Below are 14885 nucleotides of genomic sequence, written 5' to 3' on the forward strand. Positions count from 1 at the left end.
CAGGCTGCCTTGGAGTTCGGCGCGGAGGTCGGGGGTGAGGACGGTTCCTGCCCGGTCGACCAGGAGTGCCATCTCGTAGCCGACCAGGCCGATGTCGCACTCGGGGTGGGCGAGTACGGCCAGGGAGGAGCCGTCGGAGATGGCCATGATGAACAGGAACCCGCGTTCCATCTCCACCACGGTCTGGTTGACGTGTCCGCCTTCGAAGATGCGGGAGGCTCCGGCGGTGAGGGAGGTCAGGCCGGAGGCGACGGCGGCGAGCTGGTCGGCGCGGTCACGGGGGAAGCCCTCGGACATGGCCAGCAGCAGACCGTCCGCGGAGACCACCACGGTGTGGGAAACACCCGGGGTGTTGTCCACGAAGTTGGTGATCAACCAGTTCAGGTTCTGCGCCGCCTGGCTCATGGCACTCAACTAACGCTCCTGGTGATTGGGACTGAAACCGCGGCCGTCGGTACCACCGGCCTGCCGGCCCTGCTGGATGCCGCGGCGGAGGTTCGTCAGCCGACCGCGCACCTCGTCGGGCGCGCGGGAAACCTGGGGCCCGCTTGGCTGGGCCTGCTGCTCCTGCTGTGCCCTGCCCGGGACCAGGTTGGCCCGGGGCACCCGGCGGGGCAGGCCCGAGGAGGTGACTCCGCCGGCCTGGGGCTCGCGGACCTGCTCGGCCCGACGCCACCGCTCGTCGTTGGCGGAGGGTCGCCACTGCGCCGAAGCGGTGTCGGGGACCGCGGCCTGCGGCTGCGCCTGGGGTGCGCTGGACGGCTCCTGTTGGCTCCGGGGGGAACGGCTGGGCAGGGGCGGACGTCCGGCGGCGGGCTGTGCGGCGGGTGCCTGCGCCCGCTGGGGGGCGGGTGCGGGCGGCGGCGGCGTGGGCCGTGCCGCGTCGGTGGTTCCCGGCACCTCGTGCGCGGCCTCGTGGCTCTGCGCCGCCGCCAGACGGTCGGCCCGACCGGTGCGGGAACGGAACCAGTTCGACTCCATGGTGTCGAAGATCGGGGTCCGCTCGTCGGCGTTGCTCGGCGCCGGAGGCAGCGCCATCGGCTCGGCGGCAGCGGGGAGCTGCGGATCCGGGCGGCGCTGCTCGAAGGGGTGCTGCTCCGGCTGGTGCTGCTCGGGCCGCAGCGGCTGGGGCAGCGGCGGTTCGGGCCGGTGTACCTCGGCCCGGTGCGGGGGTTGGCTGGGGAACGGCTGCGGCGTCGGCGGTTCCGGCCGCTGGGGCACGGGACGTTCCTCGTCGCCGCCGCGCACCGCCTCGAACTGCAGGGTGGACTCCACCCGGCCATGCCCGTCCTGGGCCCCCGCGGGCTCGGCCCAGCCCGGGTGCCCGGGAACGGGGGTGCCGTCCGGCGGGGTCGCGGTCCGCTCGGGCGCGTCCCGGAAGAGCCCGGCCCAGGGGGCCGCGTCAGCGGGCTGCTGACCGCGCGGGGAGTGCGCCTGCGGTGGGACCGGCGGGTCGGACGGGTCCTGCCGCGGGCGGCTCGGGGGCGCCTGCGGGGGTGCGACGTGGGCCGACTGCGGTGCCGGTTGGGGACGGGCCGGATGCGACCTGGTGGGCAGCGGGGGCGGAGGCAGGGTGCGGTTCGGCGGCTGGCTCCCGGACTGGGGGTTCCCGTCGCGCTCGGAACGGTTGTCGTTGCGGTCCGCGGCGACCGGCGCCGGACCGGTCCTGACCGGTCCGGACTGGGCCCGGTTGTCGGCGTTCTGGCGCTGCGACGACTCGGGGCCGCGGCCGGCCGGACCCGCGCCGGCACCGGCCGGGAACGCCCCGGGCTGGCCCTGCTGGGGGCCGCCCGCGGCCGGGGCCTGCTGCCGGTTGCCGCCGGGCCGCGGGGCGCTGCCGCCCTGGGTGATGTCCACCGGCAGCATGACCAGCGCCGTCGTGCCGCCCGAGTCGCTGGGGCGGAGCTGGATGCGGATGCCGTGCCGCAGGGAGAGCCGACCGACCACGAACAGGCCCATGCGGCGGGAGACCGACACGTCCACGGTCGGCGGGTTCGCCAGCCGCTCGTTGATGTCGGCCAGGTCCTCGGGGGACAGGCCGATCCCGGTGTCGTGGATCTCGATGAGCACCCGCCCGTCGGGAAGGGCGTGACCGGTGACCCGCACCCTGGTCTGGGGACTGGAGAACGAGGTCGCGTTCTCCAGCAGCTCGGCGAGCAGGTGCACCAGGTCGTTGACCACACGACCGGCCACCTCGGTCGAGGGCACCGCGGTCAGTTCGATCCGCTCGTACTGCTCCACCTCGGAGGCGGCGGCGCGCAGCACGTCCACCAGCGGGACCGGGCGGGTCCACCGGCGCCCCGGCTCCTCGCCCGCGAGGACCAGGAGGTTCTCGCCGTTGCGGCGCATGCGGGTGGCCAGGTGGTCCAGCTTGAACAGGCTGGAGAGCTGGTCCGGGTCGGCCTCGCGGCTCTCCAGCTCGGAGATGAGGCTGAGCTGACGCTGGATGAGGCCCTGGCTGCGCCGGGAGAGGTTGGTGAACATCGCGTTGACGTTTCCGCGGAGCAGCGCCTGCTCCGACGCCAACCGGACGGCCTCGCGGTGCACCTCGTCGAAGGCCTTGGCCACCCGCCCGATCTCGTCGCGGGAGTTCAGGCCGATGGACTGCACACTGGTGTCGATCTCCTGTGGATCGGCCTCTGACAGGTGCTTGACCAGTTCCGGGAGCCGGTGCTGCGCGACCTCCTGGGCGGTGTCCTGGACCCGCCGCAGCGAGCGGATCATGGAGCGGGCCACCACGGCGGCGCCGACCACCGCCACCCCCAGGACGATCAGGATCATCGCCCCGTTGAGCAGTGCCTCCCGCTGCGCCTCGTCGCGGAGCTTCTTGGCCTGCTTGGCCATCTGGGAGAGCAGCTCGGTCTGGACCGCCTCCATCGCCTCCATCTTGGCGGAGGAGCGGTCGATCCAGTCCAGGTACGACATCTTCTCGGACTTGATGCCGTTCTCGTAGTTGACCGCGCGCTCGCGGAACTTGTCCGCGAGCTTGATGTCCACCACGTCACCGTCGACGCCCTTGAGCAACTCGTCGGCGTCGTCACCGTAGATGGCCTCGAACCGGCTCCGGGCGCTGCGCTCGGTGGTGTAGGTGGTGCGGGCGAAGTACCGGTCGTTCTCGCTGAGCGCGGGGCCGTCGTCCCTGGCGAGGGCCGCGGCCAGGATGGCGCGCTGCACCGAGTACGCCTCCTTGGAGGAGGAGAAGGCGCTCAGCGCGCGGGTGCGCTGGATCATCTCGGGGCTGCCGGAGGCCTGGGCCATGTCCTGGGAGAGGGACAGGAGTCCCTCGACGAGCTGGCTGTAGCCCTCGGCGGTGGGGGACACGTAGCTCGGGTTGTCGTAGGCCCGGGCACGGATCCGGTTGAGTTCGTGGAGCTGGTTCTCGATCTGCACCAGCGTGTTGCGGACACCCGTCAGGTTGTCGTCGTCCTCCGGGACCGCCTCGCTGGCGTTGTGGAAGGACTCCGAGGCCTTGTCCGTCGCGTTCCGGCTGGCCTTGATCTGGTCGTCGCTCTTCCGACCGCGGATCAACGGCCCGGCCGTCATGTCCCGCTCTGCCTGGAGGGCGTCGGCGAGCTTGGTGGCCCGCTCGGTCAACGTGGTGAGCTGGTCCATGTGCTCGAGCTTGTCCACCTCCTCCAGCGAGCTCTGGATGCGCAGCGCGCCCAGGGAGGTGGCGGCGACCACGGGGAGGGTGAGCAGCGCCACCAGGCGCGTGCTGATCCGCCAGTTCCGCAGCCGTATTCGCGACACCGGCCGGTCCAGTGGGTCGATCGGTGCGGCACCGCCGTTCTCACCGTCCGAGCCCTTCGGCTTCGGCGTTGCCGCGGCATCGGCAGCCGGTGCGACCTGCGGCGCGGCGTCAGGGCCTGCCCCGCCGCGCTGCTCCGGGTCGCCCGCAGCGCCGCCATCCTTCTTGATACGTCCCTGCACTAGCGTCGCAACCTCTGGACCAGGCGTCCCCCGCGCGGGCGGCGGGACGGTGTCGAGTCTTGAGGGCTCGTGCCCATCCGTTGGCCGAGCGGCCGACACGTGCCCTGTTGGACCGCCTCCCGGGTCGTCGCGCTCCATATCGCGCGAGCGGGGTAGTGAGTCGGCGGTCCGTGGAATTCCAGCACAGGCCAGCAGCGCCAACAAGGGCGGAGGTAGAGCGAGCGGATTATGCAACGTTCCGCACGTGAACTGTCACTGTTGGTGGAGGTCTCTCTGACAGATATTGTCACTTTGTGGACACTCCGGACTCGGCGAACTCCTGTCCCACAGCTCTTTTGGGAGCGTGGAAGGCGACGCTCGAGGGTAATGCCGGGATCATCCCCATGTCCGGTATGATGGGTTTCTTGGGTGTTTGCCGTTCCCTGGGTGAGCAAAATCACAGCGTCGCAGTGGCGAATGTCACGGTGCTGGGGTGTTACGCAGGTTTAGCGTGCTGGTTTACGTGAGGGCGGTTGCTGTCCACCGAAGCTGGCTCGTCGCCCGTTCCCGACGCGAGCCCCCTGCATGAACCTGGTCCGGCACGACCGTTTCCCATGACCGTTCCCGACACGACACGAGGTTGACTCCGCGCGATGAAGACCACGCTGAACTCCCGGTCCATAGCCAACCCCCGGCGCACCACCCTGGCGCACCTGGAGAAGGGCGCACTGGACAAGGTCAGCCTGTCAGGCGGTGTCACCCAGGACGGCGCGGACCCGGCGGTTGAGCAGGCTCCGCCGGCGGTGGAGACCCCGCTGACCACGGCCAACCCCAACCGCACCGTCGTGGTGGACGCCCCCGCGGCCTGAACCGCCGGCTCCGGCAGCGCCGCCCCGATCGTTAACCTAGGGCCGACAGGACACGGGTCCCGCATTCCGGGGGCCCGTGTCCCGGCGTCCATCGACCGAAGGGGCGGCAGCGAGCCGTGCGCATTGCCAGGTTCTCCATCGACGGGACCGTCGGGTTCGGAGTGGTCGAGGGTGACCGCTCGGCGACGGCTCCCGCTGACGCGGACGATCTCGTCCTCGACATCATCAAGGGGCATCCGTTCGGTGACTTCACCACCACCGGCCGGAAGGTCCCACTGGGCAAGGTCCGCCTGCTCCCCCCGGTGCTGCCGAGCAAGGTCGTCGCCATCGGGCGGAACTACGCCGAGCACGCCGCGGAGCTCGGCAACGAGGTTCCGGAACGCCCCATCGCCTTCTTCAAGCCGTCCACCTCGGTGATCGGCCCGGGCGACCCCATCACCTACCCCGCGTTCTCCACCGAGGTGCACCACGAGGCCGAGCTGGCCGTGGTCATCGGACGGATGTGCAGGGAGGTGCCGCCGGAGCGGGTTCCGGACGTGATCCTCGGCTACACCTGCGCCAACGACATCACCGCCCGCGACGTGCAGAAGGCGGAGAAGCAGTGGGCCCGGGCCAAGGGCTTCGACGGCTCCTGCCCGCTGGGGCCCTGGATCGAGACCGCGCTCGACCCCGCCGACCTCGCGATCACCTGCACGGTCAACGGCGAGCTGCGCCAGGCCGGCCGCACCGCGGAGATGATCCACTCGATCAGTGACCTGATCGTGCACATCACCGAGGCGATGACGCTGTTGCCCGGTGACGTCCTGCTCACCGGAACCCCCGCCGGTGTCGGCCCCGTCACCGCGGGTGACGAGGTCGCGGTCTCCATCGAGGGCATCGGCACGCTGACCAACCAGGTGGTCTCCCGCTCCTGACCGCCGGCGGACCGGGCCGGATGCCGGCGGGTTATTCGATTTTGGAGCGCCCGCCGGATCGGGTAATGTTCTTCCTGCGCCACCGAGGCGGCCACCAGGTCGCAGCGGAGACGCAAGCCAAGCGACATCCCTCGGGGAGATTCAGTGTCCCGGGGATGGAGCAGTGGGGTATGGGGTAATTGGCAGCCCGACGGATTCTGGCTCCGTTAGTCTAGGTTCGAGTCCTGGTACCCCAGCGGGAGTTCCCGCTGGTCGCACCCTCTGTAGCTGTCGCTCTCGAGTCGCCTGTGCGCGATGGGAGTGGCAGATGTGAAGGGGGTGGCCGAGTGTGAAGTTCCAAGGTAGGGCCCCCGTTGTGTAGCGGCCTAGCACGCTGCCCTCTCAAGGCAGTAGCGCCGGTTCGAATCCGGTCGGGGGTACAGATCCTCTCCTTCTCCCAGGCGGGCCAAGGCCCGGGGGGAAGGTGCGCACCGTCACCATCCGGATGACAGTCCTGCCGCACGGCATCACTTTCCCGGAGGCGATGAGCACAGGATCGCCAGGGCCCCCGTTGTGTAGCGGCCTAGCACGCTGCCCTCTCAAGGCAGTAGCGCCGGTTCGAATCCGGTCGGGGGTACCACAGGAACGCGCACGACAGGCAACAGAAGGCCCCGGACCGGCTTACCGCCAGGTCAGGGGCCTTGTTGCTGTGCGGCGCGCGTCGGCTCAACACCGTGATCACCGCACTTCGGCGGGCCGCGGCCGGGCCGGTGCGGGGCTCCTCGGCAGCGCCGGGAGCGGGACGCCGGCCGGGGCCTTCCCGTCGTCGGAACGGCGCCTGGGTGTGCGCACCTAGCCGCGGCGCAGCGACTCGGTGAGGCGGCCCGCCGCGTCCATCACGGCCTGGGCGTGCATCCGACCCGGGTGCCGGGTGAGCCGTTCGATGGGGCCCGACACGGAGACCGCGGCGACCACCCGGTTCGACGGGCCGCGCACCGGGGCGGAGACCGAGGCCACGCCCGGCTCGCGCTCACCGATGGACTGAGCCCAACCCCGGCGCCGCACCCCGGACAGCGCGGTGGCGGTGAACCGGGCGCCCTGGAGCCCGCGGTGCAGCCGCTCCGGCTCCTCCCAGGCCAACAGCACCTGGGCGGCGGACCCCGCCTTCATCGGCAGGGTGCTGCCCACCGGGACGGTGTCCCGGAGCCCGGAGAGCCGTTCCGCGGCGGCGACGCAGATCCGCATGTCGCCCTGGCGCCGGTAGAGCTGGGCGCTCTCACCCGTGACGTCCCTCAGGTGGGTCAGCACCGGGCCGGCCGCGGCGAGCAGCCGGTCCTCACCGGCGGCCGCGGCCAGCTCGCCGAGCCTCGGCCCCAGGATGAACCGGCCCTGCATGTCCCGTGCCACCAGTCGGTGGTGCTCGAGCGCGACCGCGAGCCGGTGTGCCGTGGGACGGGCGAGACCCGTCGCGGCGACCAGTCCGGCGAGCGTGGCCGGACCGGATTCCAGCGCTGCCATCACCAGCGCAGCCTTGTCGAGAACTCCGACGCCGCTAGAGTTGTCCATGAGCCGATACTGAGGTCTCACATCGTGAAACGCAAGTTCATTTCTCGAGGGAAGCCGTCAATCTTGGGAGAAAGCTCGGGGAACACCCCGCACGCACCGCTTCGCCCGCTGGTGAACCCACCGGTCGGGCCGCTGCCGGTGCACACGCCACGAGCAGGCCGGCAGCGACGCCGGCCGGAGGGAATGTGATGGGACGGACACTCGCGGAGAAGGTCTGGGATGACCATGTCGTGCGGCGCGCCGACGGCGAGCCCGACCTGCTCTACATCGACCTGCACCTCCTGCACGAGGTCACCAGCCCGCAGGCGTTCGATGGGCTGAGGCTGAGCGGCAGGAAGGTGCGGCGCACCGACCTCACCCTTGCGACCGAGGACCACAACACCCCCACCCTCGACATCGACAAGCCCATCGCCGACCCGGTGTCCCGCGCCCAGCTCGAGACGCTGCGCCGGAACTGCGCCGAGTTCGGGGTGCGGCTGCACTCGCTGGGCGACGTGGAGCAGGGCGTGGTCCACGTCGTCGGTCCCCAGCTCGGGCTGACCCAGCCGGGCACCACCGTGGTCTGCGGAGACAGCCACACCTCCACCCACGGCGCGTTCGGCGCGCTGGCCTTCGGCATCGGGACCAGCCAGGTCGAGCACGTGCTGGCCACCCAGACGCTGCCGCTGTCCCCTTTCCGGACCATGGCGATCACCGTCGAGGGCGAGCTGCCCGCGGACGTCACCGCCAAGGACCTGATCCTGGCGATCATCGCCAGGATCGGCACCGGCGGGGGCCAGGGGTACGTGATCGAGTACCGCGGCTCGGCCATCCGCGCGCTGTCCATGGAGGCGCGGATGACCATCTGCAACATGTCCATCGAGGCCGGCGCGCGGGCCGGCATGATCGCCCCTGACGAGACCACCTTCGAGTACCTCAGGGGTCGGCCCCACGCGCCCGAGGGCGCGGAGTGGGACGCCGCGGTGGAGTACTGGAAGACCCTGCGGACCGACGACGACGCGGTCTTCGACCACGAGGTGTTCATCGACGCCGCCGAGCTGGCCCCGTTCGTCACCTGGGGCACCAACCCTGGCCAGGGCGCTCCGCTGAGCGCCTCCGTGCCGGACCCGGCCTCGTTCGACGACGCCAGCGACCGCCTGGCGGCGCAGAACGCCCTGGAGTACATGGACCTGACTCCGGGTCAGCCGCTCCGGGAGGTGAGGGTGGACACCGTCTTCGTCGGCTCCTGCACCAACGGACGGATCGAGGACCTGCGCTCTGCGGCCTCGGTGCTGAAGGGGCGCAGGGTCGCTGACGGGGTGCGGATGCTGGTCGTCCCCGGGTCGGTACGGGTCGCGCTCCAGGCGGTGGACGAGGGTCTGGACCGGGTGTTCACCGAGGCCGGTGCCGAGTGGAGACACGCCGGGTGCTCTATGTGCCTGGGGATGAACCCGGACCAGCTCTCCCCCGGGGAGCGCTCCGCGTCCACCTCCAACCGCAACTTCGAGGGCCGCCAGGGCAAGGGCGGACGCACCCACCTCGTCTCCCCTCAGGTCGCCGCCGCCACCGCGGTCCGCGGGCGGCTGTCCTCCCCGTCCGACCTTGACGCGACGACCACCGTGGAGGTGTGAGCAGCATGGAAGCGTTCACCACACACACCGGCCGGGCCGTGCCGCTGCGCCGCAGCAACGTCGACACCGACCAGATCATCCCGGCCCACTGGCTGAAGAAGGTCACCCGCACCGGCTTCGAGGACGGCCTGTTCGAGGCGTGGCGCAAGGACCCGGAGTTCGTGCTCAACCAGCCCGAGCGGCAGGGGGCGACCGTGCTGGTCGCCGGCCCCGACTTCGGCACCGGGTCGTCCCGGGAGCACGCGGTGTGGGCGTTGCAGAACTACGGCTTCAAGGCCGTGATCTCCTCGCGCTTCGCCGACATCTTCCGGGGCAACTCGCTGAAGAACGGGCTGCTCACCGTGATCCTCCCGCAGGAGACGGTGGACGGGCTGTGGGAGCTGACCGAGTCGGAGCCGGACGCGCGGTTCACCGTTGACCTGGTCGAGCGCCAGGTGCGTGCGGTCGCCGCCGACGGAACGGAACTGGTCGCCGACTTCGAGCTGGACGACAACGCCCGCACACGGCTGTTGCAGGGGCTCGACGACATCAGTCTCACCCTCCGCGAGGAGGAGCTCATCGCGGCGTACGAGGCGACCCGCGCCTCGTTCAAGCCCCGGACCCTGACAGTCTGAGGGATCACGGACCCCGATCCCACCGTCGCCCGGCCGAGTTGGCGGCCGGACGAGGACACGCAAAGGCGCCCCGCTTCGGCGGGGCGCCTCGCCGTTGGGGGACCGCCCACACCGGACAACCCGTGCGAGCTGCCACAATCGGCGCATGGACCGCGGCGAGGACGACCTGGAGCTCTACGCGGTGTTCGCCGCCCGGTTGAAGCAGGCCCATGCCCGGGTGCGGGCCTTGGACCTCCCCGAGCCGGCAGCGGCGACCCTGACCCGGAGGCTGCTGGTGATCACCGCGGCCGCGAAGCACGATCTCGCCCACGCGGCACGGCGCCTTGACCGACTCATGCAGGAGCTCGACGAGGCCGGTCCCGACGTCACAAAGCGTCCCTGACAGCCGAATCCGTTGCGTCAGTAGGGTGACTCGTCCGTTCAGTGATTGATTTGGTGGTTTATATCTGCCTAACGTGCAAAAAAGCCTGAACGGAATGTTCGTGGCGTGGTTTCCGAAGGGGAAGACGTGAACAAGGCGCAGCTTGTCGAGGCGGTGGCCGATCAAGTAGGAGGGCGAAAGGCCGCCGCCGACGCGGTCGATGCCGTCCTCGACGTCATCGTCCGCGCGGTGGTCGCGGGTGAACGGGTCTCTGTCACCGGCTTCGGTTCGTTCGAGAAGGTGGACCGGCCGGCCCGTTACGCACGCAATCCGCAGACCGGGGAACGGGTGCGGGTGAAGAAGACCTCGGTGCCGCGTTTCCGTGCGGGCCAGGGGTTCAAGGACCTCGTCAGCGGATCCAAGAAGCTGCCGAAGACCGGTCCCTCGGTGAAGAAGGCGCCCAAGGGCAGTCTCACCGGCGGCGTTTCCGCCCGGACCACGACCAAGGCGGCGGCGAAGCGGGCCGCGGCGAAGAAGGCCCCCGCCAAGAAGGCGACGGCCAAGACCACCGCGGCCAAGACCACCGCGGCCAAGAAGGCCACGGCGAAGAAGACGACCGCCAAGAAGACGGCGAAGAAGACCACGGCCAAGAAGGCCCCGGCCAAGAAGAGCACCGCCAAGAAGGCCCCCGCCCAGCGGTCATCCGCACGGAAGATGACCGCGAAGCGCGCCGCCAGACGCTGACCCTCCAACGACAGCCGCCTTCGGGCCGGGCTCGCCCCGACGGGTGTCCGGCCCGCGGCGCCGGTCGTGAACGCCCCGCCGCCGGACCCGGGTCGGGCGGCGAGTCCCCTTCAGTCGGCCTCCGGATCGGGGAACGTCGCCAGGGTGACGAACACCACGCGGCGGGCGTCCCCCGCACCCTCGGTCCTGACGCGCACCCGCTGCCCGGGGCGCAGTCGCAGCAGCCCCCCGGAGTCGAACGCCGCTGCGTCGAACGGCACCGGGGTGCCGTCGTCGAGCAGCACGCTGCCGCAGCGCGTGTCCTGGGAGAACGTGTAAGCCGTGGCCTGCATGGCCAGCAGCCTAAGGGCTCGCGCCGTCAACGGTCAGCGGCGCCGCGGCGGCCCGGGTGCACGGCCCCACCCCGAGCAGCCACGCCTGGCGCAGGTCATCCCCGGTGTCCACGTCCCGTCGCACCGAATCCACCCGCGGCAGTGTGATCTCCCTCGCTCCGGAGGCCCGGTGCCGCTCCCGGGACGCCCCGCCGAACGCCGGCCGCAGCGCCACCCCGGGGGCCGCGGTGAGCAGCGTCGTCCCCACCCCCGCCGCGTCGGCGAGGAACGCCCGCCGAGGGCCCCGTGCCGCCGCGAGCACCCGCCCCAGCTCCGCCGGCCGCAGTGCCGGCAGGTCGGCGGAGAGCGCCCCCACCGGCGCCTCCGGGCGCGCCTCCCGGAGCAGGGCCGCCCCGTGGGCCAGCGCCGCGTTGAGCCCGCTGCCCGGGGCGTCGGGCACCACCAGCGCACCGAGTGCCGCCAGCGCCTCCCGCGCCGCTGGGTCGTCGGTGACCACGAGCAGCCGCTCCACCGCCGGACAGCGCAGCGCCGCGGCCACCGTGTCCTTGGCGAAGGCCAGCGCAAGCCCCGGACGCAGGGGCCCGGCGTAGTCGGTCAGCCGGCTCTTGGCCACGGCCAGCGGCTTCAGCGGCAGCACCAGGGCCCACCCGTCGGTCCCGTGGTCACGGGCGGCGCGTGGCACGGTGGCCGGCTCTTGCGGCGCGGACGAGTGCGACATCGCGCCCATTGTCCTCGCCCCGCCCCCGCCCCGCTGCCTGCCTCCCGTCCCTCCCGTCCCGCCCGTGGCTTCCGGCTCGCCGTCCCCGTGCCGTCGCCTGGGCGGGGAGTTACCGTGGCTGCTCTGGAACAGACCGCGGATCCCGGCCCCGAACGGGCCCCGGCGGCTCCGGTCCGCCCGGCCGCCGTCGCCCGGGCCGCCCCGGGTGCGCCGTCCGCGGGGACGTGAGGAGGACGTTCGCCGTGCCCCGCCGCAGGATCGGCTTCTGGTACCGCCTGGCCGTGGGGGTGTGCAAACCGCCGCTGCTGCTGTTGTTCGCGCGGGACTGGCGGGGAATGGAGCACATTCCCGACGAGGGCGGATTCATCGCCGTGGTCAACCACAACTCGTATCTCGATCCGTTCTCCTACGGTCACTTTCAGTACAGCACCGGTCGGGTGCCCCGATTCATGGTGAAGGCCGAGCTTTTCCGGACCCCGTTCGTCGGGAGGGTGCTCCGCGGCGCCGGACAGATCCCGGTCCACCGGGGGACCGCGCGGGCGGCGGACGCGGTCCGCGATGCGGTGGCCGCGGTGGACTCCGGCGAGTGCGTGGTCGTCTATCCTGAGGGCACCCGGACCCTGGACCCCGACCAGTGGCCGATGACCGGAAAGACCGGTGTGGCGCGGATGGCGCTGAGCACCCGGGCCCCCGTCATCCCGGTCGCCCAGTGGGGGGCGAACGAGGCCCTGCCGCCGCACACCGGACGTCGGCGGGTGTGGTTGCTGCCCCGCAAGACACTGCGGGTGCTCGCGGGACCACCGGTGGACCTTTCCGCCTACCTGGACCGGGAACCCACCCCCGAGGTGCTGCGCGCCGCCACTGACACGATCATGGACGCGGTGACCGAACTCCTCGCCGAGCTGCGCCAGCAGCCCGTCCCGGCAAGGCGGCGTGCCGCCAACCCACAGACGTGGACCCGGACGTCCGCGTCCCGGCCCCCCACGGGACCGCCGGGTACTCGAACACCGCAGGACCCGCAGGCGAGGAACGAGGAGACGCAGTGACGCGTGTGGCCGTTTTCGGCACCGGATCCTGGGGGACGGCGTTCGCCGTGGTCCTCGCCGACGCCGGCTGTGAGGTGACGCTGTGGGGGCGTCGGCCCGAGCTCGTCGAGGCCCTGAACGCCACCCGGGCCAACCCGGACTACCTCCCCGAAGTCGCCCTGCCGGAGCGGGTGCGGGCGACCACCGACCCGTCCGCCGCGGCCGAGGGCGCGGAGTTCACCGTGCTGGCCGTGCCCGCGCAGACCCTGCGCGGCAACCTGGCGGCCTGGACGCCGGTGCTGTCCCCCAAGACCGTGCTGGTCTCGCTGATGAAGGGGATCGAGCTGGGCACGGCGAAGCGGATGAGCGAGGTGATCGCCGAGGTCACGGGCGCGCCGGCCGAGCGGGTCGCGGTGCTCAGCGGCCCCAACCTGGCCAGGGAGATCGCCCACCGCCAGCCGGCGGCGAGCGTGGTCGCCTGCCGCGACGAGGCCGTGGCCCGGCGGCTGCAGACCGCCTGCCACACCCCTTACTTCCGTCCCTACACCAACACCGACGTCACCGGCTGCGAACTGGGCGGCGCGGTGAAGAACGTGATCGCGCTGGCCGTCGGCATCGCGGACGGGATGGGCCTGGGTGACAACGCCAAGGCCTCCCTGATCACCCGCGGACTCGCCGAGACCACCCGGCTCGGCGTGGCGCTGGGGGCCGACCCGCTCACCTTCTCCGGGCTCGCCGGCCTCGGTGACCTCGTCGCCACCTGCGCCTCCCCGCTCTCCCGCAACCACACCTTCGGTACCAACCTCGGCCGTGGGATGACCGTGGATCAGGTGGTGGCGGTCACCAGACAGACCGCCGAGGGGGTCAAGTCCTGCGAGTCCGTGCTCGATCTGGCCCGGCGGCACGCCGTGGACGTGCCGATCACCGAGACGGTGGTGGACATCGTGCACCACGGGAAACCACCGCTGGTGGGCCTGAAGGAGCTGATGTCCCGCTCGGCCAAGCCGGAACGGCACTGACGTGGCGGACCGGAACACCCGCGGCCGGTCAGGGTAGTCTCGTCGCGTCATGAGCAACCAGCACCCTTCTCCCGGTCAGGATCCCGGTCGCAAGCCGCGGGTCGCGGTCATCTTCGGCGGACGCAGTTCCGAACACGGGGTGTCGGTGGTCACCGCCGCCAGCGTGCTGCGGGCCATCGACCGGTCCGTCTACGACGTGCTGCCCATCGGCATCACCACCGAGGGACGCTGGGCGCTGACCGCCGACGCACCCGAACGCATGGCCATCGTCGAGCGCTCCATGCCCCGCGTCGAGCAGGTCGCCGACCACGAGGGCGCGATCGCCCTGCCGGTCGATCCCGGGATCAGGGAGGTGCTGTACTCCGAGCCGGGCACGGTGCCCAAGGTGTTGGGCGAGGTGGACGTCGTCCTGCCGTTGCTGCACGGTCCGTACGGCGAGGACGGCACCCTCCAGGGCATGCTTGAGCTCTCCGACGTCCCCTACGTCGGTTCCGGGGTGCTGGCGAGCGCGGTCGGCATGGACAAGGAGTACATGAAGCGGGTCTTCGCCTCGTTCGGGCTGCCGATCGGCCCCTACCTGGTGATCCGTCCCCGGGAGTGGGAGCGGGACCCGTCCGCGGCCCTGGCCCGGGTGGTGGACTTCACGGCCGACAACGGCTGGCCGGTCTTCGTCAAACCGGCCCGTGCCGGGTCCAGCATGGGCATCTCCCGGGTGGAGGACGTGGCCGGTCTCGAGCCGGCGATCGAGGAGGCCAGACGGCACGACCCCAAGGTGCTCGTCGAGGCGCACCTGAACGGCCGGGAGATCGAGTGCGGCGTCCTGGAGTTCGAGGACGGCCCCAGGGCCAGCGTCCCCGCGGAGATCCCACCGGTCAGCGAGCACGACTTCTACGACTTCGAGGCGAAGTACATCGACTCCGCCGAGTGCCTGGTGCCCGCCCCGCTCACCGGAGAACAGACCGCCCGGGTGCAGGAGCTGGCCGTCGCCGCGTTCGACGCCATGTCCTGCGAGGGGCTGGTCCGCGCCGACTTCTTCCTGCTGGAGAACGGCGAGTTCGTGCTCAACGAGATCAACACCATGCCGGGGTTCACCCCCATCTCCATGTACCCGCGGATGTGGCAGGCCAGTGGCGTGTCCTACCCGGAGCTGGTGGACCGGCTGATCCAGGCGGCGTTGCGGCGGCGGACCGGGCTGCGCTGACCCCGTGCCCCCGGGGCCGTGCGG

Annotated in this window: 14 protein-coding genes and 3 tRNA genes; 12 read left to right on the plus strand and 5 right to left on the minus strand. The window is 71.5% G+C overall.

What is annotated here, in order from left to right:
- Together A3IG_RS0118230 and A3IG_RS30275 are read right to left on the minus strand one after the other, a co-directional pair.
- Positions 1-405, minus strand: a 405-nt coding sequence (locus A3IG_RS0118230) for a roadblock/LC7 domain-containing protein (RefSeq protein ID WP_018385029.1), incomplete at its 3' end; no start/stop codon positions are given.
- Between the two features lie 9 nt (positions 406-414).
- The gene (locus tag A3IG_RS30275) at positions 415-3930 is read right to left on the minus strand and encodes a sensor histidine kinase (RefSeq protein WP_018385030.1); all 3516 of its coding nucleotides are present in this window, start codon (positions 3928-3930) and stop codon (positions 415-417) included.
- A gap of 632 nt (positions 3931-4562) precedes the next feature.
- Between A3IG_RS30275 and A3IG_RS0118240 the strand changes: the two genes are divergently transcribed.
- From A3IG_RS0118240 to A3IG_RS0118260, 5 genes are all read left to right on the plus strand, one after another.
- Positions 4563-4778, plus strand: coding sequence for a hypothetical protein (locus A3IG_RS0118240; protein ID WP_018385031.1), 216 nt, complete (start codon positions 4563-4565; stop codon positions 4776-4778).
- Positions 4779-4894: 116 nt separating this feature from the next.
- Positions 4895-5692 carry a fumarylacetoacetate hydrolase family protein gene (locus A3IG_RS0118245; RefSeq protein ID WP_018385032.1) on the plus strand — a complete coding sequence of 266 codons (798 nt, stop codon included), beginning with the start codon at positions 4895-4897 and terminating at the stop codon, positions 5690-5692.
- 164 nt (positions 5693-5856) lie between these two features.
- Positions 5857-5928: transfer RNA gene (locus tag A3IG_RS0118250), tRNA-Gln, on the plus strand.
- A gap of 110 nt (positions 5929-6038) precedes the next feature.
- Positions 6039-6111, plus strand: a tRNA-Glu gene (locus A3IG_RS0118255).
- 124 nt (positions 6112-6235) lie between these two features.
- A tRNA-Glu gene (locus A3IG_RS0118260) sits at positions 6236-6311 on the plus strand.
- A 212-nt stretch (positions 6312-6523) separates the two neighbouring features.
- Here A3IG_RS0118260 and ndgR read toward each other — a convergent pair.
- Positions 6524-7237: an IclR family transcriptional regulator NdgR gene (gene ndgR, locus A3IG_RS0118265; RefSeq protein WP_026220391.1), complete on the minus strand. Its 714-nt coding sequence runs from the start codon at positions 7235-7237 to the stop codon at positions 6524-6526.
- Between the two features lie 188 nt (positions 7238-7425).
- Between ndgR and leuC the strand changes: the two genes are divergently transcribed.
- From leuC to A3IG_RS0118285, 4 genes are all read left to right on the plus strand, one after another.
- Positions 7426-8847: a 3-isopropylmalate dehydratase large subunit gene (leuC, locus tag A3IG_RS0118270; protein WP_018385034.1), complete on the plus strand. Its 1422-nt coding sequence runs from the start codon at positions 7426-7428 to the stop codon at positions 8845-8847.
- A 5-nt stretch (positions 8848-8852) separates the two neighbouring features.
- Entirely contained in the window at positions 8853-9461 is a 609-nt protein-coding gene (gene leuD / locus A3IG_RS0118275; RefSeq protein ID WP_026220392.1) for a 3-isopropylmalate dehydratase small subunit, read from the plus strand.
- Between the two features lie 145 nt (positions 9462-9606).
- Positions 9607-9843, plus strand: a complete 237-nt coding sequence (locus tag A3IG_RS0118280; RefSeq protein ID WP_018385036.1) for an SCO5555 family protein — start codon at positions 9607-9609, stop codon at positions 9841-9843.
- 126 nt (positions 9844-9969) lie between these two features.
- Positions 9970-10566, plus strand: a complete 597-nt coding sequence (locus A3IG_RS0118285; RefSeq protein WP_018385037.1) for an HU family DNA-binding protein — start codon at positions 9970-9972, stop codon at positions 10564-10566.
- A 110-nt stretch (positions 10567-10676) separates the two neighbouring features.
- On the opposite strand, the gene A3IG_RS0118290 is transcribed toward A3IG_RS0118285, so the two are convergent.
- Together A3IG_RS0118290 and cofC are read right to left on the minus strand one after the other, a co-directional pair.
- Positions 10677-10898, minus strand: a complete 222-nt coding sequence (locus A3IG_RS0118290) for a hypothetical protein (RefSeq protein WP_018385038.1) — start codon at positions 10896-10898, stop codon at positions 10677-10679.
- A 10-nt stretch (positions 10899-10908) separates the two neighbouring features.
- The gene (cofC, locus tag A3IG_RS0118295) at positions 10909-11616 is read right to left on the minus strand and encodes a 2-phospho-L-lactate guanylyltransferase (RefSeq protein ID WP_018385039.1); all 708 of its coding nucleotides are present in this window, start codon (positions 11614-11616) and stop codon (positions 10909-10911) included.
- 242 nt (positions 11617-11858) lie between these two features.
- Here cofC and A3IG_RS30280 point away from each other — a divergent pair, with 242 nt between their 5' ends.
- The 3 genes from A3IG_RS30280 to A3IG_RS0118310 are packed head-to-tail and all read left to right on the plus strand — an operon-like array spanning position 11859 to position 14861.
- Entirely contained in the window at positions 11859-12662 is an 804-nt protein-coding gene (locus A3IG_RS30280; protein WP_018385040.1) for a lysophospholipid acyltransferase family protein, read from the plus strand.
- Positions 12659-13660 (plus strand): NAD(P)H-dependent glycerol-3-phosphate dehydrogenase, encoded by a 1002-nt coding sequence (locus A3IG_RS0118305; RefSeq protein ID WP_018385041.1) that lies wholly within the window; start codon positions 12659-12661, stop codon positions 13658-13660. Before A3IG_RS30280 ends, A3IG_RS0118305 begins: the two co-directional genes overlap by 4 nt.
- A gap of 49 nt (positions 13661-13709) precedes the next feature.
- On the plus strand, positions 13710-14861 hold the full coding sequence (locus tag A3IG_RS0118310) for a D-alanine--D-alanine ligase family protein (RefSeq protein WP_018385042.1): 1152 nt from the start codon (positions 13710-13712) through the stop codon (positions 14859-14861).
- Positions 14862-14885: the final 24 nt, after the last annotated feature.

Origin of the sequence: Wenjunlia vitaminophila DSM 41686, assembly GCF_000380165.1 — a bacterium.
Classification (GTDB): Bacteria; Actinomycetota; Actinomycetes; order Streptomycetales; family Streptomycetaceae; genus Wenjunlia; species Wenjunlia vitaminophila.

What these genes read in the sequence shown, in the direction of transcription:
- A3IG_RS0118240 (WP_018385031.1), top strand. Translation starts at nt 4,563, where the DNA reads ATGAAGACCACGCTGAACTCCCGGTCCATAGCCAACCCCCGGCGCACC.
- ndgR (WP_026220391.1), bottom strand. Translation starts at nt 7,237, where the DNA reads ATGGACAACTCTAGCGGCGTCGGAGTTCTCGACAAGGCTGCGCTGGTG.
- leuC (WP_018385034.1), top strand. Translation starts at nt 7,426, where the DNA reads ATGGGACGGACACTCGCGGAGAAGGTCTGGGATGACCATGTCGTGCGG.
- leuD (WP_026220392.1), top strand. Translation starts at nt 8,853, where the DNA reads ATGGAAGCGTTCACCACACACACCGGCCGGGCCGTGCCGCTGCGCCGC.
- A3IG_RS0118280 (WP_018385036.1), top strand. Translation starts at nt 9,607, where the DNA reads ATGGACCGCGGCGAGGACGACCTGGAGCTCTACGCGGTGTTCGCCGCC.
- A3IG_RS0118290 (WP_018385038.1), bottom strand. Translation starts at nt 10,898, where the DNA reads ATGCAGGCCACGGCTTACACGTTCTCCCAGGACACGCGCTGCGGCAGC.
- cofC (WP_018385039.1), bottom strand. Translation starts at nt 11,616, where the DNA reads ATGTCGCACTCGTCCGCGCCGCAAGAGCCGGCCACCGTGCCACGCGCC.
- A3IG_RS0118310 (WP_018385042.1), top strand. Translation starts at nt 13,710, where the DNA reads ATGAGCAACCAGCACCCTTCTCCCGGTCAGGATCCCGGTCGCAAGCCG.